Below are 23907 nucleotides of genomic sequence, written 5' to 3' on the forward strand. Positions count from 1 at the left end.
GTGCGCGGCGGCTCGCGGCGGGCCCTCCCTCGCCGGTCCCCCGACTGTTGCGTGCACGTCAGCTCCGGCCCACGTTGCCGGGCGTGAGAGCAGGGTTGGTGATTCCACCGTCCTCGCTCCACGGGAGAGGTGCCACCATGTTGGAGCCATCGACCGCGGGACTGACGGCCCAGGAGATTCAAGACCTGGCGCGCGACGCCTATGTCTTTGGACTGCCGATGGTGGAGCACTACCGGCTCTTCGCGCTGGGCTTCCTGTCGGACTCGCCGCAGGTCCGGCCCGCCAACGTCTTCCTGCACTTCTCCCGGCTCTTCACCCCGAAGGACCGCGACGTCGTCTCCGCGAACAACGACACGCTCTACTCGGAGGCGAACCTGGACCTGCGCGGCGAGCCCGTGGTGCTGGACACTCCCGAGCTGGGAGGACGGTACTTCTGCATCCAGTTGGTCGACATCACGACGAACAACCTGGAGTACATCGGGACGCGGGCCACGGGGACGTCTCCTGGGCGCTTCGTCATCGCGGGACCCGACTGGTTGGGTGAGCTGCCGGAGTCACTGGCGGATGCGCGCGTCATCCGGTCGCCCTCGAGGTTCGTGGCGGCGCTGCTGCGCATCGGCGTCCAGGGGCCCGAGGACGTGTCCGCGGCGGCGTCGCTCCAGCAACAGTTCCGCCTGACGCCGCTCCATGTGCTCACGAAGCGCCCCGCGCCGAAGCTGCCCGACGTGGTCTGGCCGCCGTACTTCGATGACAAGGCGGACAGCTCGCTGAAGGCGTTCGAGTACGTCAACTTCATGATGCAGTGGCACCGGTTCACGGACGCGGAGCAGCCCTTGCTGGCGCGCTTCGCCCGCATTGGCGTCCGGCCTGGGGCGCGCATGGATGCCCAGGCCTTCGCGCCCGAGGTGCGCGCGGCGATGCTGGAGGGCGTGAAGGATGCGCGCCGGGTCATCCAGAAGCGCCCCGTGCTGCACCGGGGCTGGGAGCTGCCGGACCCGAAGGTGGGCGCGTTCGGGGACGACTACCTGCTGCGTGCGCATGTCGCGTGGAACTACATCTACGCGAACTCTCCCGAGGAGGCCGTCTATCCCATCACCCACCAGGATGGTGAGGACCGCTTGTTGGATGGAAGCCGGAGTCGCTACGTGCTGCGCTTCGCGGCGGATGCGCTACCTCCCGCCCGGTTCTTCTGGTCGCTCACGGCCTACGACGCGGAGACGCGGATGCTGGTGGACAATCCCATCCAGCGCTACTCGGTCGGGGACCGCTCGCGTGATTTGAAGAAGTCGAGCGATGGCTCCATCTCCTTCTTCCTCCAGCACGACGCCCCCGAGCCACAGCGGGTGGCCAACTGGCTGCCTCTCCCCGACGGGCGCTTCTATGTCCTGCTGCGCATCTACGGCCCCTCCGAGGCGGTGCTGCGCGGGGCCTACGTCCCTCCGGCCATTGATGCGCTGAGCGACTGACGGACGTCCCGAGTGTCCGGGTGCAGGTGGATGTTGATGGGCTTGCCCTCGCCATCGTCGATGCTGGTGAGGCTCGGCCGCTTCACCAGCACCGGCTTGGCCTTCGCCGTCCGGGAGAACTCCCCCGTGGTCATCCCCGCATGCGTGGCCGGTCCTCCGGCCGGACGAAGCTCGAAGCACCTTCCGTCGTCACCGCGTCGACGAAGTCCAGCAGCGCCTGGCGCGCCGTGCCGTCATTCCAGGAGGGAAGGGGAGCGCTCATGGTGTGCCTCCTCAGCCCAGCAGGGCGAACAGGTAGCAGATGAGGGTGAGCAGCAGGTTCGAGATGGCGAACGTCACCGGATATCCAATCGCCGGCACAATGCTCTTCGACGCCTCCTGTGCGGCCCTCATGCCAGCGCTGTTGCAGCGCGCTCCGGCGATGGCGCCCATCAACACCGCGCTGTTCATCTTGAAGATGTACTGACCCACCATCCAACCAATGATGGGCGGAACGAAGGCCGCGATGGAGCCGATGATGAGCGTGGGCGCCAGCAGGCCGCCCGCGATGGCATGCACCACTCCCGCGCCCGCGTTCAATCCCAGGATGGCGATGAAGACATTCAGCCCGACGTCCTCGAGCAGCTGCCGCGCGGACTCCGGGAACGGTCCACCGAGCGCCGGGTTGCGCGTGCGCAGGATGCTCAAGCCGATGCTGACGATGAGCAGACCCACCGCGGAGCCCAGGCTGAACTGGATGCCGAACAGCGGAACGGTGATGGCCCCGAGGAAGGCACCCGCCGCGAGCCCCAGGCCCAGCGTGATGATGTCCGTGGACAGGCTGGGCTTCACCGCGGGGCCCAGCACCTTGCGCAGCTCCGCCACCCGCTTGGGGCTGCCGGTGATGCGCAGCACGTCACCCCGGTTGACCTCGCGGTCCCGGCTCACCGGGAGCTGATCTCCCGCCCGGAAGAGGGCGTTGAGGTAGATGCCGTGGCCCATCCTCAGCGCCAGCGCCCCCAGCGTCTTCCCGACGACTTCGTCGTTGTGGACGATGAACTCCACCGTGTCGAACTTCACGTTCCGCAGCTTCGAGTCATCCACCTCCGGCCCGATGTGCGGCCCGCCCGCCAGCAGCAGTGACACCGGCCCGAGCATCGCCACCTCGTCACCGCGATTCAGCACCAGGTCCGGTGGCGGGTTGTAGACGCGCCCCTTGTGGTAGACGCGCTCGATGGCCACCCGGGGGTGCGCGTGGTCCAGGTCCGCCACCGTGCGGCCCTCCAGCGCGGGGTTCTCCACGCGGAACACCCGCAGGTCCAAGGGCATGTAGCCCCCCATGAACGATTCCGCCGTGCCCGGCAGCGGCGCGGAGTCCTCGCCCGCCAGCTCCTTCTCCATCTCCTTGCCGTCCGCCACCGCGTCCCTGCCGAACATCTTGGGCATCACCGACATCAACACGGTGAAGACCACCATGCTGATGCAGTAGAGGAACGCGTAGGACGTGGTGAGGTTGTCCGGCGCCGCGCGCGCTGCCTCCCCCGTCAGCACCGAGGAGCCACTGGCCAGCGCCGCCTGCGCCGCGCCGAAGCCCGGCGTGGCCGTGTTCGCGCCGGAGAGGATGCCGGCGAGCAGCCCTGGCTCCAGGTGCGTGAAGTAGCGCGACGCATAGACGAGGGCCGACGACAGCAGCGGTACGATCAACGCCAGGATGATGAGGTGCTTGCCTTCCCGGTGGATGCCACCCAGGAACTGTGGCCCCACCTTCATTCCGATGGCGAAGATGAAGAGGTTGAAGAACACCGTGCTGGTGAACTCCGGCAGGGAGTACTCAATCTTGTAGGACTGGAAGGCCCAGAAGCTGACGATGAGGGCCAGGAGCAGCGTCGCCGCCGTCGAGCCCATGCTCACGCCCTTCACCTTCACCTGGCCCAAGGCATAGCCCGCGGCCACCACGAGGAACATCAGGATGAAGGGCTGGCGGCGCAGGTAGTCCAGCAGCGCGCCGAAGACTCCGTGAGGCTGCGGCTGCACGGGAGGCGTGGGCTGTCCCTGCGCGAAGGCGATGACCGCCAGACCGACGACGGCGGCACCCACGAGCATGGTGGCATGGCGCGCTTGGCTTCTCATGCGAGCGTCCCTCCAGGTTCCTGTTCCAGGGTAGTGCGTGGCCCTCTCCCCGAAGGAGGCGCCCCGCGGGGAGCGGCGGGCAGCCAAAGCCAGCGCCCGCCGCCAGGACGTCAGAAGCGCAGGCCCAGGTTGATGGGGAGGTACTGGCCGTTCGCGCGGCGCGAGCCCGTGGGCGTCGAGTACTCAGGACCGAAGATGTAGTGGTAGCGCGCCTCCAGATAGACGCGCATCGGTCCGTAGATGCGGTAGGAGACGCCCACGCCCCCGTTCAATCCGAAGTCCGTCGTGCTGCGCGAGCCGATGACGGCGTCCACCGGAACCACTTCGCTGTCACAGAAGAGCAGCCACGGGTCGCAGACGGGGACGATGGCCGTGCCGGCGAACTGGGTGACCTCCACCTTGCGGTAGTACAGACCCGGGCCACCGGTGAGATACAGGCCGAACCGCCCGCGAGGCGCCAGGCCGATGAGCAGGTTGAGATCTCCGTACTGCATGATGTGGTCGCCGGAGAAGCTGCTGTCCGCGAGGAGGTCGCTCTTCAAGTCATAGTCGCTGTACTGGTACTCCGCGACGACGCCGATTCGCTCGGTGAGGTGGTAGCCCGCGCCGAGCAGGAAGGCCCAGCCTTCCTTGAACCGGCTGTTCGTTTCGAAGGTCGGGAAGACGATGCCGATTCCCAGGTTGAACGTGAAGCTGCCGGCCACGGGCGGCTCTTCTTCGATGAAGCCCGCAGTGGACTCGGCCGACTGTCTCAATGCTCCTCCCAGGGCGGGCGGCGCGGCGAGCAGCGTGGCCAACAGCGCGGACATGGCGAAGTATCGAGACATGGAACCCCCTCCTGTCATGGTCGGCTGAAGCTGGGGATGCGGTGGCGAGTGGGCTCGGAGTGCCCCAGGCTCGCCGGACCCTCGCGGGCCCCTTTCACGTTGACCCGCGAGCAGTGCTTGCCCCGCGTGCCTGTCCCTCCCCGGCGGACCGTGCGGAGGATTCGCGGGCGACGCATCGTCAGGGCGCGGGTCCTCACCGGAGCGATGCGAGACGATGAAGCTCACGGCCACTCATGGATGGCGGAGCGCGCGCCGGTTCATCCCGGGCCTGCGTTGGGTGGAGGGCTACTCGAGGTCCTGGCTGCGTCCGGACCTGCTCTCCGCGGTGACGATTGGCGCCATGCTGGTGCCGCAAGGCCTGGCCTACGCGCAGATTGTCGGCGTCAGGCCCGCCGCGGGATTGTATGCGGGCGTCATCGCCATGCTGGCGTATGCGCTGTTCGGTCCCTCCCGGCACCTGATGCTCGGCCCCGAGGCGGGCGCGGCCATCATCGCCGCGAGCGCGCTGGGCGGTGTCGCGGCGGGCGCGGACCCCGCGCGGTATGCCTCGCTCGCGGCGCTGCTGGCGATGATGGTGGGGCTCATCAGCCTGGCGGCGGGCCTGTTCAAGACGGGGGCGCTCGCGGACTTCCTCTCCAAGCCCATCCTCATCGGCTACACCAACGGCGCGGCGCTCATCATCATCGGCAGTCAGCTTGCGCGGATGTTCGGCCTGGAGCGCAAGGCGGATGACTTTCCGGGACAGCTGGTGGAAGTGGGCCGGGGGCTGGGCCGGACGCATGTGCCCACGCTGCTGCTCGGGCTGGGCATCGTCGTCGTGCTGGTGCTCCTGCGGCGCTTCCTGCCGAAGCTGCCCGGTCCGCTCATCCTCGTGGTGCTCACCACCGCGCTCGAGGAGGTGTTCCAGCTTGAGCATGGCGGTGTGAAGGTCGTCGGGCCCATCGCCGCCACGCCACCGTCGCTGGGGCTGCCCTCGGTGGGCTTCGGCGATGTCCGGGCGTTGCTGCCGGCCGCGATGAGCCTCGCGCTGGTCAACTACGCCAGCTCCGTGCTCGCCGGTCGCCTCTACGCGGACAAGCATGGCTATCGCCTGGACGGCAACCAGGAGCTGCTCGGGCAGGCGGCCGCGAACCTGGCCAACGCCTTCACGCAGGGCTTTCCGGTGACGGGCAGCGACTCGCGCACCGCCGTCAATGACGCCATGGGCGGCAAGTCGCAGCTGGTGGGCGTCATCGCCGCCGTGCTCGTCGCCGTGTTCGCGCTTTTCTTCACGCCGCTGCTCCAGAGCCTCCCGCTGGTGACGCTCGGGGGCATCGTCATCGTCGCGGCCGTGTACCTGATGGACGTGGGCGCCATCGCCGCGCTGTGGCGGGTGCGGCGCGTGGAGGCGGTGCTCGCGGTGGCGACCACGCTGGGCGTGCTGGTGCTCGGCATCCTCCAGGGCATCCTCATCGCCGTGGCGCTGGCGCTGGGGGACCTCATCCGCCGGGCGGCGCATCCTCACGACGCCGTGCTCGGCGAGCGCGAGGGCGTGCCCGGCTGGCACGACGTCTCCCGCCACGCGGGCACCCACACGGTGCCGGGGCTCCTCGTCTATCGCTTCGACGCGCCCATGTTCTTCGCCAATGCCCGCCACCTCCGGGAGCAGCTGCGCACGTTGGTCGCCCAGGCGTCGCCGCCCTTGCGCGAGGTGGTGCTGGATGCGAGCGCCGTGTTCGACCTGGACATCACCGCCGCCGAGGGCCTGGAGAAGCTGCGCCGCGAACTGGAGGCGGAGGGCATCGTCCTGGTCATCGCCGACGCGAACGCGCCGCTGCGTGGAATGCTGCGGCGCACGGGGATGATGGAGCGGCTGGGCGAGGAGAACGTCTACCTCACCGTCGAGGCCGCCGTGGCCCGCTTCCAGCGACGTGACGGAGACGTGCTCCCCAGCCCCGAGCCCCCGGCCCTGCATTGACGGGCGACATGGCGGGGCCTCGGCAGGTCGCTCGCTGTGCACGTGCCCCGGGCTGCCCGCTCGGCGCGGGGCTTCTTATCTAGAAGAGGGCATGTGGACTCCTCCCTCCCATCCCGCCTTCCCCCTGCGCGAGAAGCACCCGGCCCAGCAGGGCGACGGACGCGGCGGACTTCCTCCTCGGCGCGAGCAGCTCCTCCAGGCTCGCATCAAGGACCTGTCGCTGCGACTGGCGGGGACCCCGCTGGAGCGGCACATCGACCAGCTCCACGCGGAGCTGGAGGCGCGAGGCATCTCCTTCAAGCCCCAGTGCTACCTGTCCGACGAGTGGGGCTGTCCCTCCGGCGTGCCCGTCATCGGCGTGCCGTTCTACCTGGCGGACCCGGACCTGCACTCCATCGAGGCGGAGCTGGGCGGCAGCGTGGAGACGGAAGGGGAGATCCTCATGTACCTGCGCCACGAGGCCGGGCACGCCTTCAACTACGCCTACCAGCTCTATGAGACGGAGGAGTGGCGCAAGGTGTTCGGCGACTACTCGCGGCCGTACCGGGACGACTACAAGGCCCGGCCCTTCTCCCGGCGCTACGTCCACCACATCGCGGGCTGGTACGCGCAGAAGCACCCGGACGAGGACTTCGCGGAGACCTTCGCGGTGTGGCTCACGCCTGACAGCGACTGGCGCAAGCGGTACCAGGGCTGGGGGGCGCTGCGGAAGCTCCAGTACGTGGAGGAGGCGGTGGCTCGGCTGGGCCGCACGCCGCCGCTCGTCCAACTGGCGCAGCCGGACCTGACGACGGAGGAGATGGAGGGCACGGTCCTCGACCACTACCGTCAGCGGGAGCTGGACGAGAAGGTGGACCTGGAGCTGCGCGACGCGTTCGACCAGTTCCTGGAGGACATCTTCGAGGGGCCCGGCGTGGCGCCCGTGCGCGCGGAGACGCTGGTGCGCGCCGAGCGGCAGCGGCTCCTGTCGAGCGTGAGCCACTACACCGGCGTCAGCCCGAGCGTGGTGCGAGCGCTGTTGGACCACCTGGGAGACAGGACCGCGTCCCTGGGGCTCACGCTGCATCCCGATGACAGCCGGGAGGCCGCGCTGCGCATTGCTTCGCTCGTGACGGCGCTGGCGATGAACCACCTCTACACCGACCGCTTCTTCGAGGAGTGAACATGGCCCCTGGCCCCTGGCGTATCGCGGTCCTCCATTATCAACCCAAGGGAGAGCCGCCGGACCCCGTCGTGGGCCAGGTGTGCTCGGCGCTGGAGGAGGGGGGACACGACACGGTGGCCATTGGCGTGGATGAGAGCGTCTCCGACCTGGTCCGCCAGGTGGGCCGCAGCCGCGCCGACCTGGTCTTCAACATCTGTGAGACGTTCGCCGACGACTACCGGCTGGAGGTCAACGTCGCGGCGATGTTGGAGCTGGCGCGCGTGCCCTTCACGGGCTCCGGTACGGCGGGGTTGCTGCTGGCGCAGGACAAGGTCCTCACCAAGCAACTGCTCCAGTACCACGGGGTGCTCACGCCTCGGTTCGCCACGTTCGATGGGGGCTCGCTGCAGACGAGCGGTGATTTGCGCTTCCCGGTGGTGGTGAAGCCGGTGCGCTCGGATGCGTCGTTGGGGCTGGGCGTGGAGAAGGACCTGGAGGGATTGGCGCGGCGGGTGCGGAGGATTCGAGAGGAGTTCGGTGACGAGGCGCTCGCGGAGGAGTTCATCGAGGGGCGCGAGCTGTACGTGGGCGTGCTCGGAGACCCCTCGCGGCCGGAAGTCCTGCCGGTGGTGGAGCTGGACTTCGGCAAGAAGTGGAGCCGCAAGCGGATGAAGATCGCCAACCGGGAGGTGAAGTTCGGCCCGGAGACAGCGGGAAGCCCGAGGCTGGTGCTGCCCACGGACCTGTCGGATGAGCTGCTCGGGCGCATCTCCCGCGCCGCCATCACCGCGTTCCGCGCGCTCAAGCTGGGTGACTACGCGCGCATCGACTTCCGGGTCTCCAGTGCGACGAAGGACCCGTTCCTCCTGGAGGTGAATCCGAATCCCTACCTGGAGGCGCAGTGCGAGGTGGCGCTCGGAGCGAGGGAGCGGGGGCTGTCCTATCCGGCGCTCATCCGTCGCATCGCCGACACCGCGATGCAGCGCCAGGTGCCTGCGCGCACGAAGGCTGTGCCCGTGGCGGAGGCGCCGGCAGTGTCGCAGGGGTGACGCTCACGAGGCACTGAGGGCCCGGTCAGGACACCGCAGGCCGCATGATGTCTGCCCTCGAAAGAAGCTCCCGCACTCGCTTCGCGAGCACCACATGCTCAGGGTTGGCCACCGTGAAGCGTTCCGGGGTCAGGACGATGAGCGTGCCTCTGTCTTCCACCGGTTCGATGCGCACGGGAGCTGGGAGCGGAGGCACCGTGCCTCGATGACGAGCGATGTACGTCACCCAGCCAAGCCACATGTCCGACCTGTCCTGCCTCCCGTCCAGGTCCCGGTACGCATGTGACATTGCCACGGCCCAGTCTGGCTCCCAGGCCAGCGCCATGGCGCGCACCACCTCGCTCAGGACGGACGTCGCGATGACTCGCTCAGCGTTTTCTCCCTCTGAGGGGAGGGACAGGACGCACGCATTCGACATGCCGTTCGCATAGCTGCCGCAGTTCATGCTCAACGTCGCGCGGTCCTGGCCAGTGCCGTCGTTGTACGCCGAGACGGTCAGGCCTAGGGATTCGACAGGCGGCCCGCCGGGTTCCCGGTTGACTCCACGTCGGTACGCTTCGGTCAAGGTGGAGAGCTCAGGCGGCATGAGGGGGGTCTTGCGGCCTCGTCCGCGCGGCTTGGGAATCTTGTTCCAGTGCGACAGAAAGGGGTCACAAGCGGCCAGCATTTCGAGGAAGGCCACCGCGCGGCGGGCGCACTCTTCGGCGGACTCCTGTCGCGGGCCCCAGTAGGCACCTGCGTAGTAGGTCTCGGGGTATTCCGGGGGAGTGGGCTGGGTGCTCATGATGTTCTCTCGTCTCAGGGTACCAGGGCGCGTGCCGGGGTGTGGATGACGGAAATCTCGGGGAAGCCCCTATCCGCCAGCAGCTTCCGGATGGCATTCGCTGCATGCTTCTCCGCGACGTGCCACTCGATGAGGATGCCCCTGCCTGCGACCCGAACGGTCTGCCGCCGGGCCTGATCAACGAGCTCCTCGGCCTTTCCCGAATCCACATACCAACTCTTGGGAGAGAGGTTCTTCTCGAAGAACTTGGCGTAGCTGGGTCCCTTTGCCTCCAGCAATACGCCATCCTTGAAGCCATCGAACTTCGTCCCACCGCTCTTTCTGCCAACGCCTCCGACCCAGTAGGCCTCGTCGTAGGAGCGGCCCGAGATTTGTTCCTGGTACGCCCGAGCACTTTCGGACGCGCCTTTCTCGTCTGACGGTCCCCACTCCCCGGGTCCTTTTCCTCCGGAGGGCGCGGACTGCCCCGTGTTCGCATTGGCACGGTGAAGGATGATGGCAGCTCCAGGACCGCCCCCCAGCACCGACGCCGCGCGCCCCACCGGCACCGCCACGCGCTCGAGGGTCAGCGCTCCCTGTGCGGACAGGGACAACACCGGCACCGTGGCCTCGGCCCCCGCCAGTACCCCAGTCACCGTGCGCGTCGTCGCAGCAGCGGTACCCGTCGTGAGAAGGAGGTTCGTGGCCAGCTCCGCCACCGCTTCGATTTGCTCGCCCCTCGTCATGTACCGGAAGCGCTCGAAGTATTCCGGCGACGATTCGATGAGCGCGGCCACGCCAGCGGGCAGGTTCTTGAGCGCGGAGATGCTGTCCAGCGGATATGTGAAGAAATGACCGAGTGAGAGCGCCAGCTTCACGACAGCCGATTGCGTCCCATCCAGCGTGCGGCCCACGTAGTCCGCGTCGTCGTAGACCTCCGCCAGCGGGCGCCCGTCGGCCTCCCGCAGGTCGCCATCCAGCAGCCGGTAGACGCCCGTGCGCCCGTCGTAGAAACGGCCCAGCTCGAAGCCGTGCGCGCGGAAGCCACCGTCTCGCCACTCCACGGGGGCTACTCGCTGTTGCGTCTTCCCACTCCGTACCCACGCGAGGCAGCCGTCGGGACGGAGCACTGCGAGATGAGTGAAGCGCTCGACCTGGCGCAGCAGCTCGGCGCGCGACAGCTCGCCGCCCTCCAACGACTTGCGCAGCAAGTGGCCCGCCGCGAGGCGCGAGGGGAACTGTCCGAGCGTGACGGGCTTTCCCAACAGTCGTTTCAACAGTCGCGTTGCGTGGACTGGGGTGAGCGTTCCTCCTGGAATCGGGCGCTCGTCTCCATCCTCAAGCCCCGCGTTCGTGAGCAGCGCGTCCCATGAATCCGCATGCGAAGGCCCGGCTGTGTAGGTGCCACCCACGGCTGTCGCCGCGGCGCCTGGCCCGGCTCCTGTCGCATCCTCGCGGTGGAGCCGACGCCGGCTCATCCTCGCCGGTTCATCGGCCCCTGATACGGCACGCGGCACGGTCACGGGAGAGTGGGGCGGGCCACTGTTCGAAGGCTCCATCCACGTGGGAGGAGTGGCCACGCGCGGCGTGTAGCTCAAGCCCTGGCCCTGCCCGGGAGCACGCTGCACGGAGGCGCAGGCCGTGGCCAGCAGCAACACCGCCAACACCAGGGCGTCAGCGCGCATTGTCCACCCCCAGGCCCACCGAGGCGAAGGCCTCCGGCCGCAACGCCCCCGGCCGCAACGCCCCCTCCCTCGTGGGGAACAGCAGCGTGCCGCCCGTCCCCATCGCGTAGAGCCTCCCTCCCAGGAATCGCCAGCGCACCTCCGTGGCACCCAGGAAGCGTGCCCCTGGCTTCCCAGCTCCGACCGCGAGCCCCTTCATCGCCACTTCCAGGCTGCGTTCGAACAACTGCACGGCGACGCGTCCGTCCATGTCGAGTCGTCCCCAAGAGAACGCTTCGACACCAAGAGACAGCTTGAGGTGCTTGTAGATGCCTCCGTAGCTGACTGCATCCCAGCCCACCACCGCCTCGCCATGGACGGAGTAGCCATCCGGGAAGGGCGCATCCGCGAGCGGTACGTCGTCAGGGCCCGCCGCCTTGAAACGCGCCAGTTCGTAGTCAGGACCGAAGAAGCCTTGACGGAAACCGCCATGCTGGAGGCGCGCTTCCAGCCGCAAGGTCGTGTCCAGCGTCGGTGTCACCGCGTCCACTCCCGCGCCAACCACCGCGCCCCATGCGCCCGCTTCACCAGGACGGACCGCCCCAGCCGGCAATCACGAGCGCTTCATAGCCAGGCTTCACCACCACCACCGCGGTAGCGTCCAGATGCGCCAGTGTCACCGAGGCCGCGCGCCCTCCAGCGCGTCCCCAGTCATGCACCGCCGACAGTGCCAGCGTGTACCGCCCTTTCTGCTCGGGCTTGCCGAACAGGAGGTGCTCCATGTCCAGGGAGAACTCCGCCCCCATCAACCGCGCGCCCAGCACATCCGAGGCGAAGGCTTCCGTGTACAGGGGCCCCACCGTCCCAGTGAGGAAGCCACCTGCCGGGTGGTAGTCGGGATTGGTGCGATTGGAGTAGCGGCGGACGAGGTGCCCCGTGAGCAGGCTGTAGCTGTCCAGTCCGCCGAACCACACGCCCCACGGCGCGTTATCCGAGCCGAACTTGAGACCGCGGACGAGCTGCCCCCAGTCCGAGATCGTGTCCCAGTCCTCATGACGCACAAGGGCCGCGCCATCACCGCCGCCCGACATGCTGAAGCGCACGGGAGCGCCCACGTTGACGCCGAACTCGGGGCCACCGTCGATGATGAAGGTGGGCTCCACCTGGATGAAGCCTTCATCTTCCCCCACGCCAGCGCGAGGAAGGAGCGCCAGCGTCGTCGCTTCCACGCGCGTCACGTAGTACCACCTGCGCGCTGGAGGGGCCTGGGCAGGGGATGTCGGCTCGTCCTCGGGAACAGGAGGCTCCGAAGCCCCTCCCGTCATGGGGAGCAACAGCAGCAGAGACAGCGCGGCCAGACGGCCTCGGTTCCTGTGCCGCGCCAACCGGACAGCTTCCTCCAGACGGGCTCGGGTGTCGCCACTTGTGAACAGGCCAACGCTCCCGGCGGACCGGGAGTCAGACGGATGGGACATGGGCGAGAAGCTCCGAGTGAATGCCCGCGCGAGAGGAATTCGCGTAAAGGCAGACTCAAGGTACTGCCAGCCCTTCCAGACTTGAACGACGTGCCAGGTCTAAATGCAGGCGAGCGGCGACCTGTGCCTCCTGAGGGGGGTGAAGCCGGCGCGCTCGGATGCGTCGCCGGGCCTGGGCGTGGAGAAGGACCTGGAGGGGCTGGCGATGCAGCGCCAGGTGGCTCCGCGCACGAAGGCGGTGCCCGTGGTGGAGGCTCCGGCCGTGTCGCAGGGGTGAAGGGGAATCCCGGAGGGTTCGAGGACGTTGAAGCCAGAGGGGCGAGGCGCTATAGACCTCGCCGTCCGTTGAGCCCAGGGTGGGTTCAGCGGGCCCGGACGAGGTGCGCCGTACCCGGTCACGACAAGACGACGCTCATCTCAGGAGTCGTACGTCATGGCGTGGATCATTCTCGTCATCGCGGGGCTGCTCGAGGTGTGCTGGGCCGTAGGCCTCAAGTACACCGAGGGCTTCACCCGTCTTGTCCCCAGCGTCCTCACGGGCGTGGCCATCGTCGCCAGCATGTTCCTGTTGTCCACGGCGGCGAAGACCTTGCCCATCGGCACGGCCTACGCGGTGTGGGTGGGCATCGGAGCGCTCGGTGCGGCGGTGCTCGGCGTGGTGCTCTTCCATGAGCCCATCTCTCCGCTGCGCATCGTCTTCCTCTCCATGCTGCTGGTCGCCATCATCGGCCTGAAGGCCACCAGCGGGGCAGGGCACTGAGCATTCAGGTGGCCGCCAGGCGGATGCGAGCGGGCCTCATGGGCCCGCTCGTGCACAGCGAACCACGGGGGCCTCCGTGAACCACTTTCTTGCATCCGCCGTGCTCTGACGTGTTGCCCGATGCCCTTTCCCCCGTTCGCGTTGCTCGTGTTGCCACGAACGGTGTTGGACCTCGCCTTCGTGCCGATGATGGCGACACCCGCCTCCTCGTTGTAGGCGACACGCGCCTGTCAGAAGGTGAGTTGCGGCGGGCCGTCGGAGCTCCTCGCGGCCCTGTTACGGCACGCACTCACCAGACATAGCGGAGGATGAGCTCTCCGTAGGAGAGGGACGGCTCGCCGGATTCGAGCTGTCGCCCCCCTTCACCCAGGCCCGGGCGAGGCTCCGCGTTGAAGGTCCTCACCGCGCCGATGCCGAGCTGGAGATTGGCACGGCCCGAGTAATAGATGCCCAGCGCCGCCGTGCTGTCCTTCAGGGTCCGGTCATCCTGGTCCACCCGCTCCTGGAACCCCGTGCGGAAGACATACTCTCCCATCACCGCCAGGGGCACCGCCGTCACCGGGTAGATGTCCAATGTCGCCGCGACCGACAAGAAGACGCGAAACGCGTGCGTGTCCTGGTCGAACCGCCCGCCCAGGACGCTGTCGAAGGGGCGACGCGTCTGCCACGCGTACTCCGCCGCTCCGGAGGCCTGAAGCGAGAACACCGGCCCGAAGGACTGCGCCACATAGAGTCCTCCCTGGGCACTGGATTCCTTCCGGGGCACGAAGAGGAACTGGCCCAGGTCTCCATCGATGATGCCGCCCACTGTTATCTGGGGCGTGTTGACGATGGCGTTGACCAGCGGGAGCAGGGTGATCTCCCGACCCCGGTTGTAGCCATAGTGCGCTCGGAACGAGAGCTGCGTGCCGCTCGTGTCGCTGCGCAGGATGCGCGCGACGGCTCCCAACTGTCCAAGGAGGTCCACGGTGGCGCCCGAGGCCAGCAGCCCATCCGCGTTCGTCCCGGTGATGATGGTCGCCCGGCCATAGCCCGTGACGCCGAGCCAGTTCGTGATGCTCAGGCTCAAGTCCAACGTCTGCTGGATGCCGGTGAGGTGGACATCCAGCGGCGCGAGGTCGTTCACCGGGACGTCCGGGACGTCATACCGCGCGAGCCCTTCCCGGATGCCCACATGGGAGGTGACGAACGCGCTCTGCTGGAGGATGGGAAACAGGAACGTGTGCCCCTTGAGCTGACGGGAGCGCGCGCCGCAAGGCTCGGTGCACGCCTCTCCCTCCTTGGACGCGGCCAGCGCGGAGCTCGCGAAGAGGCTCAGCACCACACCCAGACTCAAGATGGCGGTCTTCATCTGGGGCAACGTGGGGAACAAGGCCACCCCCGACCATTGCCCCACCGCGCGCGGTGAGCGTCGCGGCGAGGACAGCGAAGCGGCGCATGCCCGCAGGCCCGTTGGTCCACGGACATTGGTGCGGAGACCTGGCGGACTCGCCGCTCGCGCGCGCCGGGAGAGGGCCATCTTCCGCGCCGTCATCGGGGAGGATGTGGAATGGAAGTATCAGAGACCTTGCAACGGACCCAGCCCACGAACGCCTGGCGTCCCAATCTGACGCTCGCACACGAGCAGCTCGCTCCGAGGTTGGAGGCGTTCTATCGAGATCTGCACGCGCACCCCGAGCTGTCCACGCAGGAGCAACAGACCGCGGCGAAGGTGGCGAAGTGGCTGGAGCGCATCGGCTACGAGGTGACCACCGGAGTCGGCGGGTACGGGGTCGTCGGCGTGCTGCGCAACGGTCCGGGGCCCACCGTGCTGCTGCGCGCGGACATGGACGCGCTGCCGGTGGAGGAGAAGACCGGCCGCCCTGACGCGAGCCACGTGCGGATGAAGGATGCTCACGGGAAGATGGTGCCGGTGATGCACGCGTGCGGACATGACGTCCACATCACCTGCCTGGTGGGCGTGGCGGAGCTGCTGGCCCAATCCCGCCCCCACTGGCGCGGGACGCTGATGCTGGTGGCCCAGCCCGCGGAGGAGACGCTCCAGGGCGCACGGGCCATGATGAAGGACGGGCTCTATGCGCGCTTCGGCAAGCCAGACGTGGCGCTCGCGCAGCACGTGGCGCCGCTGGAGGTGGGGCTCGTGGGGCACCATCCCGGTGCCAACATGATGGCCTCCGCCAACGTGCGCGTGCGCATCTTCGGAAAGGGCGGGCACGGCTCGCAGCCCCAGACGGCGGTGGACCCTGTCGTCATCGCTGCGTATCTGGTGACACGGCTGCAGACCATCGTCTCTCGCGAGGTGGACCTCACGCGCGGCGGCGTGGTGCTCACCGTGGGCAGCATCCACGCGGGCTCCCGCTCCAACGTCATCCCGGACGAGGCCGTGCTGGAGCTGACGGTGCGCACACCGACGGATGCCCTCCAGAAGCAGCTGCTCGACGCCATCACCCGCATGGCGAAGGCGGAGTGCGAAGCGGGGCGCTCGCCCAAGCCGCCCGACATCGAGGTGATGGAGCACACGCGGGTGATGGTGAACGACGACTCCTACTTCACCCGCGTCCGCGCCGCGCACGCGGCCTGGTTCGGAGCCGAGCGCATCGTCGACACGGGCCTGGGCAGCGGCAGCGAGGACTTTCCCTACTTCGACGGGCGCACGTCCGCGCAGGACGCCCATGCGCCGGTGCCGCTCGTCTACTGGTTCTTCGGGGGCACGTCTCACGAAGCCTGGAAGCGGGCGCCAGGCAAGACGCCCTGGGAGAAGGTCCAGGCCCTGCCGTCGAATCACTCGTCGCGCTTCGACCCCTCGGTCGACAGCCTGCGCTTCGGGTGCGAGACGCTGCTGCTCGCCGCGCTGGCGTGCCTGGACGAGGAACCCAACCCGGAGTCGGAGCCCAAAGGGCTGCACTGAAAGGGCAGGGGGCGCCGGCTGACGTTTCTACAGGGACGCAAGCAGTCCCGGCGCCAACCGTCCGGTTTTCTTCAAAGAGGTGGTGGCGCGCGGCCTGCAATGAGCCACCACCGCATGAAGTCTCCGAGGAACACCCATCGCCCCTACACCGTGGAGATCTCCGCGGCGGCCTGGAACCAGGTCGCTCGGCTCTCCCAGGAGAGCTACCGCGCCATCCAGGCCCGGTTGGAAGGCGTGGCCACGCTCGGAGCGCCGGCCCTGTCCGCGTCCACCACCTTCCAGGTGGAGGACCTGACGGTCCACTATGTCGTGGACCCCCGCAATCGGCTGGTGACGCTGCTGGAGATCTCCCACGAGCGCGGAGCCACTCCGGAGGCCTCCTCGTGCCCGATGACGACGCGGGTCTCGGGCTGAAGGCTGAAGGCCCCGCTGCTCACAAGGGCGAGGGGGCCGAAGACGCCTCCAGGAAACCTCGCACGTCGGCGGCGGTGCGCGCGGCGTCCTCCTCCATGGGGACATGCCCCAGCTCCGGATAGACGATGAGCCGGGCGCCGGGGATGTCCCGGGCGAAGCGGTGGCCGTGCTCCAGCGGAATCCACGTGTCCTTCCCGCCCCAGAGGATGAGCGTGGGCATGCGCAGCTCGCCCAGGTGCTTCCACCGCGTCTCGTCGCTGACCGAGCGCAGCCGCTCGCGCGTGGCCCGGCGGTTGCCTTCGCGCAGCAGCAGCGCGTGGTACTGCTCCACCAGCGCCTCCGTCACGCGCGACGGGTCTCCATAGACGGCCCGCAGGTTCCGGTCGATGACCCAGCGCGGAGAGAAGAGGGACAGCACCTCGCCCACGCCGGGCGCGCGCATGAGCCGGAACACGAGCGGCGCGGGCGTGTCCCTCGGATAGCCCGCCGAGTCCACCAGCACCAACGCCGACACCCGCTCCGGGTGCCGCAGGGCATAGCGCCAGGAGACGGAGCCTCCCATGGAGTTGCCGGCCAGGACGAAGCGCTCCAGCCCCAGGCGCGCGCGGAAGGACTCCACCACCTCCGCCATCGCATCGGCCGTGTATCGCCCCCGTGCGTCCGGACCCGTCAGGCCATGGCCGGGGAGGTCCAGGGTGATGACGCGGTAGTTTTCTGACAACTCACGCACCCAGCCCTCCCACGTGAAAAGAGAGGAATTGGAGCCGTGAAGCAGGAGCAGCGGAGGCCCCTGGCCCTGCTCGCGGTAGTGGATGCGCAAACCCTCCACGTCCAGGAAGCGCGAAGGACGTGTCGCGTAGCGCGCCTCCAGCTCCGCGGGAGACACGTCCCACCGGAGGGTGGCCGCGAGGACCCCGACGAGGAGTGCGAGCGAGAAGACGAGGACCTTGCGACGGAGCTTCATGGTGCAATTTTCTCCTGGAGCCGCGAGCCGCCGGGAAAGATAGACGGCGACGCACGCACCGGCGAGCACGGATTGGGGTATCGACGGACCCTTGCTTCAATGTGTGTCTTCACGAATCGGCGGGCGGGGTTGCGGCTTTGCCTGCCACGTGTCCAGAATGGCCGCGCCGCGTTCGCCCTGCATTCCCTCGTGCTCGGATGCGAATAACCCTCGCTCATAAAATCATCCTCGCGCCGCTCGTCGTGGCGCTGTTCTTCGCCCTGCTCTCGGTGGGGTACACGATTCCCCGCCTCCGCGAGGCCTTCGAGGAGCAGGGCCATTCGATGAGCGCGGCGGTGCCGACGGCGCTCGCCTCCGCGATGGCGGACCTGCTGCGAAACCGCGAGCAGGCGGAGGTCCAGCCCACGCTGGACGCGGTGGCGAAGGAAGGCGCGCTGGCCTACGTGGCGCTCGTGGACCCGAAGGGCGCGCTGGTGGCCGTGTCGGGGCCCCACGCGCAGCTCTTGCGAGCTCACGCCTCCGAGCTGACCGTCACGAAGGAGGGCACGCCGCTCCATGCCGAGGACGTGGAGTTGCTGGACATGGGCGCGCAGGTGCCCGGCGGACTGGGGACCGTGCACGTGGGCTTCAATCGCACGGAGGCCCGGGGCCACATCGACGGCATCGTGAGCAACCTGCGCATCGTGCTGCTGGCGGCGCTGGTGGTGTTGATGGCGCTGGCGTGGATGATGAGCCGTCGCATCGTCGCTCCGCTCGTCGCGCTCACCGGCGCCGTGCGGCGCATCGCCGAGCATGGCGACCTGCGCGAGCCGGTGCACGTCTCCACGCAGGACGAGGTCGGAGACCTGGCGCGCGCGGTGGGGCTGCTGGTGGGCAAGCTCAAGGACCTGCTGCACCAGCTGCACTCGTCCACGGAGCTGCTCAGCGATTCGGTGATGGGGCTCAACGAGTCCGCGAACGAGCAGAACCAGATGGTGTCCCGCCAGGCCGCCGCGGTCCAGGAGACGCAGGTGACGGCGCAGGAGATCCGCCAGACGGCGCTCCTGGCGTCCAGCTCCGCGCAGTCCGTCATCGAGGTGGCGGAGCGCGCGGAGGCGCTGGGCAAGTCCGGCGAGGATGCCGTGTCGGCGAGCATCGAGGGCATGGTGGACCTGCGCTCGCAGGTGGAGCAGATCACCCTGCGCATCATGTCGCTGAGCGAGCGCACGCAGCAGATTGGCGGAATCACGGAGACGGTGAAGGACCTGGCGGACCAGTCGCACCTCCTGGCCGTGAACGCGGCGATTGAAGCGGCGCGCTCCGGTGAGCACGGCAAGGGCTTCGCGGTGGTGGCGCGGGAGATCCGCGCCCTGGCGGACCAGTCCATCCGGGCCACCAATCAGGTGCGGAAGATCCTCTCCGACATCGGCGAGGCCATCGCCGGCACGGTGCAGATCACCGCCGAGGGGACGCAGCGGATGGAGGCGGGGCTGACGCAGGCGCGCGCGTCCGGGGACACGCTGCGCCAGCTCACCACCATCGTCCAGGACAGCACCGCGGCCGCGCGGCAGATTGCCCAGACGGTGAACCAGCAGGCCACGGGCATCGAGCAGATCTTCACCGCCGTCAACGAGCTGAACGCGCTGATGGGCGACACGGTGACACGCATCTCCAACACCAACGACTCCGCGGTGTCCCTGAGGCTGCTCTCCGAACGGGTGGCCGAAGTGGTGCGGGCCTACCGCGTCTGAGAGGGGCCCCGCGCTCAGGGCGCTGCCGGAGCTCAGGCGGGGCTCGACTCCCTAGCCCGGGCGGTGGCTCTCCGTGCTCGGCGGCGCCAGCACGCGCGCGGGGCGCGGCAACAGCCGGGCGAGGAGCGCACTGACGGACGTCACGGGGTGGGCGCCGGGCTCGGGCAGGCGCGTGGCGAGCATGCCGGCGCCGAGCCGGGCCACCGAGGACAGGACGAAGAGGACGTGCAGGTTCACCCAGGGCATGCCGCCGAGGATGAACTGCTCGGGCAGGGCGGAGGCGATGGCGCCCCCCAGCGCGGCCGCAATGGAGTAGGCAAGGCCGCCCGCCGTGGCGAAGGCGGCGAGGTAGAAGGGCCGGCCCTTGCGCGGCGCCACGCTGAGCGGCAGCGCGAAGATGGCCAGGCCGTGACCGCTCCACAGGGAGCCTGCGAGCAGCACGTCGAAGAGCAGGGGCCACAGCGTCCCCGCCGACGGCAAGAGCCACAGCGCCGGAATCACGCCGATGCCCAGCGAGCACGCCAGCAGCACCGGCTGCGCGCCCACCTTGTCGATCATCTTCCCCCATAGAGGGGCGGTGAGGATGCGCACCCCGGCGACGGCCGCGGCATGCAGGGCCATGATGACGAAGGTCATCTTGAGGTTCTGGAGGCTGTGCAGCGCGAAGAACGGCGCGGACACGCCCACCGCCGCGTTCCAGGCGACCTGGTAGGTGAGCACGCGCCGCGCGAGCGGGTCCTTCAGCGGCACCAGCGCGCCCCTCAGCTCCAGCCGGGGCGCGGTGCCCGGCGGCGCGGGGTCATGCTGGCTGGCCATCAGCAGCGTCGTCACCACGCCCATGACACACGCGCCCAGCGCCAGCAGGGGCAGGGCCACGCCCAGGCCCTCGGCGGGACGCAGCCGGTCCATCAACAGGCCCGCGCCGAGCGACGCCAGCGTGCCCGCCAGCGTGGTGAGCGCGGTGCGCCGTCCGAAGAAGCGTCCGCGCACGGCGCGCGGCACCAGCTCCCCCATCCACGCCACCCACGCGTTGTTGCCCACCACGCCCAGCACCGCCGACGCCCCCGCGACGACGAGCAGCACGTGCTGCCGCGCCGCCAGCTCCAGGTCCAACCAGGGCAGGACGGCCAGCGGGAACATCACCAGGCGCGACAGGCACACCGCCGTCAGCGCCACGCGCCGGTGGCCGAAGGCGGACGTCAGCCACGCGGCGGGGAACTGCACGAACTGGGCGAGGAACGGCAGCGCCGTCATCACGCCCACCAGCAGCGGCCCCAGCCCCAGGGCGATGGCCCACGCCGTCAGCACGGTGGCGCCCGCGCAGGCGGTGAAGACCTCCGTGAACATGCCCTCCACCACGGATGCGCCCAGCGTCGCGCGCAGCCTCTTCGCGGGGGTGTGCGAGGGGACGTCGGGGCTGTCCGCCGGGGGAGCACCCAGGAGGGGCGCGGCCGAGCCGGGCAGCGACGAACCCGGACGGAAGAGGGGGACGGCGGAGGCGAGCGAGGCGAAGCTGCTCAGGACGTAGCGGCGGAAGGCAGCGGTGCTCATCGAGGGGCGCCTCCGTCTGTCGCACGGCGCCCCCAGGCGCCTCAATCCGACCTTGTCCCCCCTCTGGCCGCCTGCTCGGGCCCCGGGCGAGTCCGGCCGCCCGCCCCCCTGGCCGGAGGGGGCGCTGGAATCAGGTGCAGTTCAAGCGGTCTTGAACTATATGAACGTCCGAGGAGAACGGCGCACATGGAACTGGCTCGGGAGCTCACGGACTTTCTGGCGGCGGTGGAGCAGCGGCTCGACAGCACGCTGGTGGATGGCAACGCCGGTCCGGACGTGAAGGGCGACACGCTGATGGAAGCGGCCCGGCACCTCTGCGTGGGCACTGGCGGCAAGCGCGCGCGTCCCATGCTGGTGCGGTTGTTCGGCGGCGCGGTGGGTGTGGCGCCGGAGCGACTGGTGGACGTGGCGGTGGCGGCGGAGCTCATCCACTCGGCGAGCCTGCTGCATGACGACGTGGTGGACGCGGGCATGTTCCGCCGGGGCCGCCCGACGGTGAACGCGCGCTGGGGCAACATCGTGGCGGTGATGAGCGGCGACCTCATCCTGTCCACGGGCCTGCACCACCTGGCGCAGCTCGACTCGCGGCTGACCTTGTCGGCGCTGTCGGTCGTCTCCGAGATGACCCGCGCGGCCATCGCCGAGGTCGAGGCGCGAGGCGACCTGGACCTGCCGATGAACCGGCTGCGCTTCATCGCCGAGGGCAAGACGGGCTCGCTGTTCGGCTGGTGCGGACACGCGGCGGCGACGCTGGCGAACCTGCCGGAGGCGGTGGACCGCTTCGACGGGTTCGGCCGTCACCTGGGCGTGGCGTTTCAGATCGCCGACGACATCCGCGACATCCTGGGCACGGACGTGGGCAAGCCGCGGTACGCGGATGTGCACTCGCGCACCCCGTCGATGCCCATCCTGCTCGCGGTGGCGAAGGACGAGAGCCTGCGGCGCAAGCTGAAGGACGCGTGGGCCTTCTCCACGATTACGCCCGACCGCACGAAGGAGATTGGCGCCGCGATTGAAGCCACCGGCGCGGTGGAGGCGTCCATGGCGCGGATGAACGTGGAGATTGAAGCGGCGCTCGACAAGCTGGGCCACTTCGCCCACGAGCCGGCGGGCGCGGAGCTGGTGGGCTGGGCGCGCAAGCTGTCGGCGGGAATCGCGGAGCAAGTCCAGGGGCGGGCCGCATGAAAGGCTACCTGTGGACGGGGGGACACGGGAGTCCGAGCAACCCGGATGCGCCGGTCATCGAGGGCCGGCTCGCGCCGTGGGAAGCCATCGCGGTGGACGCGGTGGGCAATGTCATCGAGTTCTGGGGCTTCAAGCGCAACCAGGGCCGGGTGTGGGCGCTCCTGTACCTGCGGGGCGAGCCGCTGACGGCGGGTGAAATCGAGCGCGAGCTGGACTTGTCCAAGGGCGGCGTCTCCATGCTGCTGCGCGACTTGGAGCGCTGGGGCGTCATCCAGCGGGTGCGGCTGCCGCAGGACACGGTCTGGCGCTACGGCGCGGAGACGGACCTGGTGCGGATGGTGCGGCACGTCATCGAGGAGCGCGAGGCGGGCTTCGTGGCGCGCATCCGCGCGGACCTCGCCGAGGCGCGGCGGCTGGCGGAGGTGGCGGGCCAGGTCCCGAGTGATCGGCTGGAGCGGCTGGAGAAGATGGCCACGCTGGCGGAGCACGTGGAGCGGGCGCTGCGGCTGTTCATCAAGACGTCGCGGTTGGACGTGTCCGGGGTGCTGGCGGTGTTCCGGGACGGCGCCTCGCGGCGGAACGAGCGGTAGGGGACGTCACATGGATTCGCATTACGACATGGTGATGAAGGCGCGGGAGGGTGCGGACCCGAACGCGAAGCGGCTGTACTTCGCGTACTCCACCATCCTGGACCGGGCCGCGTTCGACGAGTGGAAGCAGCAGCACTCGTATGGCTTCTTCGAGCTGCCGGAGGGGCGGCTGGCGGAGGCGGTGGACGTGGACCTGGTCTACGACTTCCCGTCGCGCTGGTGGGGTGGGCGGGTGGCGGGGCTGGCGGATGCGACGGGAGGCCAGGTGTTCGGGCGTCTCTTCGAGATCCAGGGCCAGGACTGGCCCATCGTGCAGCACAAGGAAGGCTTCGTGACGGGCATGTGCGTGGAGCGCACGGTGAAGGTGCTCGTGGACGGGCAGGAGGTGGAGGCCACGGCCTTCGTCACCAACCCGAGGCGCGCGGCGCAGGACGGCCCGGTGAGCCCCCGCTTCGTGGAGGCACTGGTGCGGGGCGCCCAGGCGGCCGGGCTGCCCGCGGATTACGTGGAGCGGCTGAAGCGCGGCGGGGCCTGACGGACGCTGGACGGGAGGGGAGGCGGGGCACCGTGCCATTCCGGGCGGCGGTGCCTAGGTTCCCTCCGCGTCCATGTTCTTCTTCTTTTCGAACCGATTGGGTTGTCTGGGCAGCATCCTCGTTTCCGTGGTGCTGAGCGCGCTGCTGTACTTCCTCTTCATGCGCGCGTAGCCGGCCGAGGACGCGGCGCTCAAGCCTTGCCGTGCCAGAGGTCCGTCTCGTCCTCGTCCTCCAGCGGGTGGACGGTGACGACGGTCCCATCCTTGTCAGGCGTGCTCCGGGTGGCCTCGGCTTCGGCCGGGGTGTGAGGCGCACGTTCTGAGAAGTTGTCGCCCTGGAGCTGCCGCTGGCGCTGCTCGCTGGTGCCGCCATATCCCTCGGCGATCTTCTTTCGGGCCATCTCGCGTTCCTCTGGCTGGGGTGTAGTCCCCATACGGTGGGGGCCGCCCAGGGGGGCCGCAATGCCTGCTCCCATCGCCGAGCCCGGCGCGGCGCGGGTGGCCTGGAGGGGAAGCGAGCGCCGGGCTCCACCGTTCAGATCACCCGGCGATCTCAAGGGCCATGCCTACATGAACAAGGCATCAGTGGTTTCTGTCCCTCGCCTCTACGCGAATTGTCCAAAAGTCATCAGGGGTTGAGCGCGTTTCGGCCTGATAATGCGGGCTTGAGGATGCCTGAACATCTTATCAGTGGGTCGAAAGTGCTTCCAAAACCCGAGGCCAGTCGATCACCCGGCGATCGGCCTGGCGGGAAATCCCATGCCTACATGCTCTGATGATCAGTGATTTTCCACCCCTTTGGCACGGGTCTGCTGC

General features: G+C 69.0%; 22 protein-coding genes, 1 pseudogene and 1 riboswitch. Of the genes and pseudogenes, 12 read left to right on the top strand and 11 right to left on the bottom strand.

Annotated features, from left to right (window positions below):
• The first annotated feature begins 137 nt into the window (after nucleotides 1–137).
• Entirely contained in the window at nucleotides 138–1466 is a 1329-nt protein-coding gene (locus tag LZ199_RS03030; RefSeq protein WP_253992122.1) for a DUF1254 domain-containing protein, read from the top strand.
• Here the strand turns inward: LZ199_RS03030 and LZ199_RS03035 are convergent.
• From LZ199_RS03035 to LZ199_RS03045, 4 genes are all read right to left on the bottom strand, one after another.
• Nucleotides 1430–1600 carry a hypothetical protein gene (locus LZ199_RS03035; protein ID WP_253992123.1) on the bottom strand — a complete coding sequence of 57 codons (171 nt, stop codon included), beginning with the start codon at nucleotides 1598–1600 and terminating at the stop codon, nucleotides 1430–1432. The genes LZ199_RS03030 and LZ199_RS03035 overlap by 37 nt on opposite strands.
• A complete protein-coding gene (locus LZ199_RS46005) occupies nucleotides 1597–1728 on the bottom strand; it encodes a hypothetical protein (RefSeq protein WP_256568771.1) in 132 nt (43 codons plus the stop codon). Before LZ199_RS46005 ends, LZ199_RS03035 begins: the two co-directional genes overlap by 4 nt.
• Before the next feature lie 11 nt (nucleotides 1729–1739).
• Nucleotides 1740–3575: an aspartate:alanine exchanger family transporter gene (locus LZ199_RS03040; RefSeq protein ID WP_253992124.1), complete on the bottom strand. Its 1836-nt coding sequence runs from the start codon at nucleotides 3573–3575 to the stop codon at nucleotides 1740–1742.
• 110 nt (nucleotides 3576–3685) lie between these two features.
• Nucleotides 3686–4402 carry an outer membrane beta-barrel protein gene (locus LZ199_RS03045; protein ID WP_253992125.1) on the bottom strand — a complete coding sequence of 239 codons (717 nt, stop codon included), beginning with the start codon at nucleotides 4400–4402 and terminating at the stop codon, nucleotides 3686–3688.
• A 214-nt stretch (nucleotides 4403–4616) separates the two neighbouring features.
• Between LZ199_RS03045 and LZ199_RS03050 the strand changes: the two genes are divergently transcribed.
• The 3 genes from LZ199_RS03050 to LZ199_RS03060 all read left to right on the top strand — a co-directional run bounded on the left by LZ199_RS03050 (nucleotide 4617) and on the right by LZ199_RS03060 (nucleotide 8552).
• A complete protein-coding gene (locus LZ199_RS03050; RefSeq protein ID WP_253992126.1) occupies nucleotides 4617–6359 on the top strand; it encodes a SulP family inorganic anion transporter in 1743 nt (580 codons plus the stop codon).
• 91 nt (nucleotides 6360–6450) lie between these two features.
• Entirely contained in the window at nucleotides 6451–7521 is a 1071-nt protein-coding gene (locus LZ199_RS03055) for a putative zinc-binding metallopeptidase (protein WP_253992127.1), read from the top strand.
• A gap of 2 nt (nucleotides 7522–7523) precedes the next feature.
• Nucleotides 7524–8552, top strand: a complete 1029-nt coding sequence (locus LZ199_RS03060; RefSeq protein WP_253992128.1) for a D-alanine--D-alanine ligase family protein — start codon at nucleotides 7524–7526, stop codon at nucleotides 8550–8552.
• Between the two features lie 25 nt (nucleotides 8553–8577).
• On the opposite strand, the gene LZ199_RS03065 is transcribed toward LZ199_RS03060, so the two are convergent.
• The 3 genes and pseudogenes from LZ199_RS03065 to LZ199_RS03075 all read right to left on the bottom strand — a co-directional run bounded on the left by LZ199_RS03065 (nucleotide 8578) and on the right by LZ199_RS03075 (nucleotide 12304).
• Nucleotides 8578–9336: an immunity 52 family protein gene (locus LZ199_RS03065; protein WP_253992129.1), complete on the bottom strand. Its 759-nt coding sequence runs from the start codon at nucleotides 9334–9336 to the stop codon at nucleotides 8578–8580.
• A 14-nt stretch (nucleotides 9337–9350) separates the two neighbouring features.
• Complete coding sequence (locus LZ199_RS03070; RefSeq protein WP_253992130.1) at nucleotides 9351–11000, bottom strand: Tox-REase-5 domain-containing protein; 1650 nt, start codon at nucleotides 10998–11000, stop codon at nucleotides 9351–9353.
• Nucleotides 10990–12304, bottom strand: a pseudogene (locus LZ199_RS03075) (hypothetical protein). The gene LZ199_RS03070 and the pseudogene LZ199_RS03075 overlap by 11 nt, the downstream one beginning before the upstream one ends.
• Before the next feature lie 253 nt (nucleotides 12305–12557).
• Here LZ199_RS03075 and LZ199_RS03080 point away from each other — a divergent pair.
• Both LZ199_RS03080 and sugE read left to right on the top strand, forming a co-directional pair.
• Entirely contained in the window at nucleotides 12558–12731 is a 174-nt protein-coding gene (locus LZ199_RS03080; RefSeq protein ID WP_253992131.1) for a hypothetical protein, read from the top strand.
• Nucleotides 12732–12809: 78 nt separating this feature from the next.
• Nucleotides 12810–12869, top strand: a riboswitch (guanidine-III (ykkC-III) riboswitch).
• A gap of 18 nt (nucleotides 12870–12887) precedes the next feature.
• Nucleotides 12888–13214 (top strand): quaternary ammonium compound efflux SMR transporter SugE, encoded by a 327-nt coding sequence (gene sugE / locus LZ199_RS03085; RefSeq protein WP_253992132.1) that lies wholly within the window; start codon nucleotides 12888–12890, stop codon nucleotides 13212–13214.
• 289 nt (nucleotides 13215–13503) lie between these two features.
• Here the strand turns inward: sugE and LZ199_RS03090 are convergent, their stop codons facing one another.
• On the bottom strand, nucleotides 13504–14565 hold the full coding sequence (locus LZ199_RS03090) for a hypothetical protein (protein ID WP_253992133.1): 1062 nt from the start codon (nucleotides 14563–14565) through the stop codon (nucleotides 13504–13506).
• A 198-nt stretch (nucleotides 14566–14763) separates the two neighbouring features.
• Between LZ199_RS03090 and LZ199_RS03095 the strand changes: the two genes are divergently transcribed.
• On the top strand, nucleotides 14764–16122 hold the full coding sequence (locus tag LZ199_RS03095; protein WP_253992134.1) for an amidohydrolase: 1359 nt from the start codon (nucleotides 14764–14766) through the stop codon (nucleotides 16120–16122).
• Nucleotides 16123–16236: 114 nt separating this feature from the next.
• The gene (locus tag LZ199_RS03100) at nucleotides 16237–16536 is read left to right on the top strand and encodes a hypothetical protein (RefSeq protein ID WP_253992135.1); all 300 of its coding nucleotides are present in this window, start codon (nucleotides 16237–16239) and stop codon (nucleotides 16534–16536) included.
• A gap of 19 nt (nucleotides 16537–16555) precedes the next feature.
• Here LZ199_RS03100 and LZ199_RS03105 read toward each other — a convergent pair whose 3' ends face one another.
• Nucleotides 16556–17500, bottom strand: a complete 945-nt coding sequence (locus LZ199_RS03105; protein WP_253992136.1) for an alpha/beta fold hydrolase — start codon at nucleotides 17498–17500, stop codon at nucleotides 16556–16558.
• A 197-nt stretch (nucleotides 17501–17697) separates the two neighbouring features.
• On the opposite strand from LZ199_RS03105, the gene LZ199_RS03110 reads away from it, so the two are divergent.
• Nucleotides 17698–19230 carry a methyl-accepting chemotaxis protein gene (locus LZ199_RS03110; protein ID WP_253992137.1) on the top strand — a complete coding sequence of 511 codons (1533 nt, stop codon included), beginning with the start codon at nucleotides 17698–17700 and terminating at the stop codon, nucleotides 19228–19230.
• A gap of 51 nt (nucleotides 19231–19281) precedes the next feature.
• On the opposite strand, the gene LZ199_RS03115 is transcribed toward LZ199_RS03110, so the two are convergent.
• Entirely contained in the window at nucleotides 19282–20781 is a 1500-nt protein-coding gene (locus LZ199_RS03115; protein WP_253992138.1) for an MFS transporter, read from the bottom strand.
• Nucleotides 20782–20967: 186 nt separating this feature from the next.
• Between LZ199_RS03115 and LZ199_RS03120 the strand changes: the two genes are divergently transcribed.
• The 3 genes from LZ199_RS03120 to LZ199_RS03130 are packed head-to-tail and all read left to right on the top strand — an operon-like array spanning nucleotide 20968 to nucleotide 23091.
• Complete coding sequence (locus tag LZ199_RS03120) at nucleotides 20968–21966, top strand: polyprenyl synthetase family protein (RefSeq protein WP_163869778.1); 999 nt, start codon at nucleotides 20968–20970, stop codon at nucleotides 21964–21966.
• Nucleotides 21963–22556: a GbsR/MarR family transcriptional regulator gene (locus LZ199_RS03125; protein ID WP_253992139.1), complete on the top strand. Its 594-nt coding sequence runs from the start codon at nucleotides 21963–21965 to the stop codon at nucleotides 22554–22556. The genes LZ199_RS03120 and LZ199_RS03125 overlap by 4 nt, the downstream gene beginning before the upstream one ends.
• A 10-nt stretch (nucleotides 22557–22566) precedes the next feature.
• The gene (locus tag LZ199_RS03130; protein ID WP_253992140.1) at nucleotides 22567–23091 is read left to right on the top strand and encodes a gamma-glutamylcyclotransferase; all 525 of its coding nucleotides are present in this window, start codon (nucleotides 22567–22569) and stop codon (nucleotides 23089–23091) included.
• A gap of 191 nt (nucleotides 23092–23282) precedes the next feature.
• Here LZ199_RS03130 and LZ199_RS03135 read toward each other — a convergent pair whose 3' ends face one another.
• Nucleotides 23283–23492, bottom strand: coding sequence for a hypothetical protein (locus tag LZ199_RS03135; RefSeq protein ID WP_253992141.1), 210 nt, complete (start codon nucleotides 23490–23492; stop codon nucleotides 23283–23285).
• Between the last annotated feature and the right edge of the window lie 415 nt (nucleotides 23493–23907).

It is taken from the genome of Myxococcus qinghaiensis, assembly GCF_024198215.1.
Taxonomy (GTDB): Bacteria; Myxococcota; Myxococcia; order Myxococcales; family Myxococcaceae; genus Myxococcus; species Myxococcus qinghaiensis.

Bases quoted from the DNA above. Each gene is read 5' to 3' on its own strand.
- sugE (WP_253992132.1), top strand. From the start codon at position 12,888: ATGGCGTGGATCATTCTCGTCATCGCGGGGCTGCTCGAGGTGTGCTGG.
- LZ199_RS03095 (WP_253992134.1), top strand. From the start codon at position 14,764: ATGGAAGTATCAGAGACCTTGCAACGGACCCAGCCCACGAACGCCTGG.
- LZ199_RS03130 (WP_253992140.1), top strand. From the start codon at position 22,567: ATGGATTCGCATTACGACATGGTGATGAAGGCGCGGGAGGGTGCGGAC.
- LZ199_RS03110 (WP_253992137.1), top strand. From the start codon at position 17,698: ATGCGAATAACCCTCGCTCATAAAATCATCCTCGCGCCGCTCGTCGTG.
- LZ199_RS46005 (WP_256568771.1), bottom strand. From the start codon at position 1,728: ATGAGCGCTCCCCTTCCCTCCTGGAATGACGGCACGGCGCGCCAGGCG.
- LZ199_RS03120 (WP_163869778.1), top strand. From the start codon at position 20,968: ATGGAACTGGCTCGGGAGCTCACGGACTTTCTGGCGGCGGTGGAGCAG.
- LZ199_RS03065 (WP_253992129.1), bottom strand. From the start codon at position 9,336: ATGAGCACCCAGCCCACTCCCCCGGAATACCCCGAGACCTACTACGCA.
- LZ199_RS03135 (WP_253992141.1), bottom strand. From the start codon at position 23,492: ATGGCCCGAAAGAAGATCGCCGAGGGATATGGCGGCACCAGCGAGCAG.
- LZ199_RS03040 (WP_253992124.1), bottom strand. From the start codon at position 3,575: ATGAGAAGCCAAGCGCGCCATGCCACCATGCTCGTGGGTGCCGCCGTC.
- LZ199_RS03055 (WP_253992127.1), top strand. From the start codon at position 6,451: ATGTGGACTCCTCCCTCCCATCCCGCCTTCCCCCTGCGCGAGAAGCAC.
- LZ199_RS03035 (WP_253992123.1), bottom strand. From the start codon at position 1,600: ATGACCACGGGGGAGTTCTCCCGGACGGCGAAGGCCAAGCCGGTGCTG.
- LZ199_RS03070 (WP_253992130.1), bottom strand. From the start codon at position 11,000: ATGCGCGCTGACGCCCTGGTGTTGGCGGTGTTGCTGCTGGCCACGGCC.
- LZ199_RS03080 (WP_253992131.1), top strand. From the start codon at position 12,558: ATGCAGGCGAGCGGCGACCTGTGCCTCCTGAGGGGGGTGAAGCCGGCG.
- LZ199_RS03115 (WP_253992138.1), bottom strand. From the start codon at position 20,781: ATGAGCACCGCTGCCTTCCGCCGCTACGTCCTGAGCAGCTTCGCCTCG.
- LZ199_RS03100 (WP_253992135.1), top strand. From the start codon at position 16,237: ATGAAGTCTCCGAGGAACACCCATCGCCCCTACACCGTGGAGATCTCC.
- LZ199_RS03030 (WP_253992122.1), top strand. From the start codon at position 138: ATGTTGGAGCCATCGACCGCGGGACTGACGGCCCAGGAGATTCAAGAC.
- LZ199_RS03060 (WP_253992128.1), top strand. From the start codon at position 7,524: ATGGCCCCTGGCCCCTGGCGTATCGCGGTCCTCCATTATCAACCCAAG.
- LZ199_RS03045 (WP_253992125.1), bottom strand. From the start codon at position 4,402: ATGTCTCGATACTTCGCCATGTCCGCGCTGTTGGCCACGCTGCTCGCC.
- LZ199_RS03105 (WP_253992136.1), bottom strand. From the start codon at position 17,500: ATGAAGCTCCGTCGCAAGGTCCTCGTCTTCTCGCTCGCACTCCTCGTC.
- LZ199_RS03090 (WP_253992133.1), bottom strand. From the start codon at position 14,565: ATGAAGACCGCCATCTTGAGTCTGGGTGTGGTGCTGAGCCTCTTCGCG.
- LZ199_RS03050 (WP_253992126.1), top strand. From the start codon at position 4,617: ATGAAGCTCACGGCCACTCATGGATGGCGGAGCGCGCGCCGGTTCATC.
- LZ199_RS03125 (WP_253992139.1), top strand. From the start codon at position 21,963: ATGAAAGGCTACCTGTGGACGGGGGGACACGGGAGTCCGAGCAACCCG.